Annotated in this window: 1 protein-coding gene; it reads right to left on the bottom strand. The window is 62.9% G+C overall.

Annotated features, from left to right (window positions below):
- Positions 1-260 precede the first annotated feature (260 nt).
- A partial coding sequence (locus AC1D1P_RS23890) for a LysR substrate-binding domain-containing protein (RefSeq protein ID WP_477674725.1) occupies positions 261-1,141 on the bottom strand: 881 nt, incomplete at its 5' end.

The raw sequence follows: 1,141 nt of genomic DNA, 5'->3' as shown, positions 1-1,141 counted from the left end.
TTTCCCTCGTTGAACAGGTTGGTTTTTTTGACTATGTGCAGCCGGCCGGGCGCTCACCCGGTGTCACTACCAGCTCATCATAGGCATGAGCCGGTACGGACGCAAAACCACTTATCGGACGGCGTCAGGACCTGTTAGTGCTATTTGTTTATGCAGGATGCGTTGCATGTCAAAGGCCTTGAGCAAGGCGCAAAGCCCAGGGGCCCCGTCAAGGCTTTGCAACGCCGAACGGCGGCCTTCTCGTAACATGCCTTGGGGCCCTAACCCAGGCTTTTGCGCAGCCAGTCGGCAAAAGCCGCGCATTCCCAGCGGTCCATGGTGCCGGTGCGCCAGCATAGGTAATGTGCGTGCGGGCTGGGGATATTACCGGCGAACACTTCGTTGCTGCCCAGCCGCACCAGCGAGCCGTTCTCCAGCCAGGGCGCGCCCAGCTTGAGACGTATCAACGCGATGCCCATGCCGGCCGCGGCGGCATCGCACATCAGGCCGATGTCGTTGAACTGGGAGCCGTCGGTGGGTTCGGGCCAATCAAGTTTGTGGGCGGCAAACCACGTACGCCAGGGCTCCAGCGGCGAGCGCAACAGGCTTTCGCCTTCGAGATCCTCAGCCGCCTCAAAGGGGCCGTGTTCGCGCACAAAAGCCGGTGAGGCGAGCGGCGCGACTTCGTCCTTGCTGAGGCAGACGTGCTCCAGGTCCGCATAGCGGCCTGTGCCAAAGCGCACGATGAGGTCGGCATCCTCGGCCACCACGTCCAGCAGGGGGATGGACACCTGCAGCGTCAGGTCGATTTCAGGATAGGCATCGGTGAACTGGCGCAGGCGTGGAATCAGGATGGAGCGTGCGAACGTGGGCGTGACCGCCAGCCGTAACTTGCGCTTGCCGGGGGCGGCGCTTTGCCCGGCCGCACCGGGAAATTTCTGCAGTGTGGCCAGACCTTCGCGCACATGCGCCAGATATTCGCTGCCTTCGGTGGTCAGTGAAAAATCGGCACGGCCAAACAGCTTGGTGCCGATGATTTGCTCCAGCTGCTTGACGCGGTGACTGACCGCGCTGGGCGTGACGCAAAGCTCCTCGGCCGCCTGCGTCACGCTGCGCAGCCGCGCCAGCGCCTCGAAGGTCAGCAGGCATTGAATGGGTGGGA

The sequence above is a fragment of the Polaromonas sp. P1_E1_2 genome, from assembly GCF_056406035.1.
The sequence above is the reverse complement of the archived record's forward strand: the minus strand, read 5'-3'. Positions and strand labels throughout refer to the sequence as shown.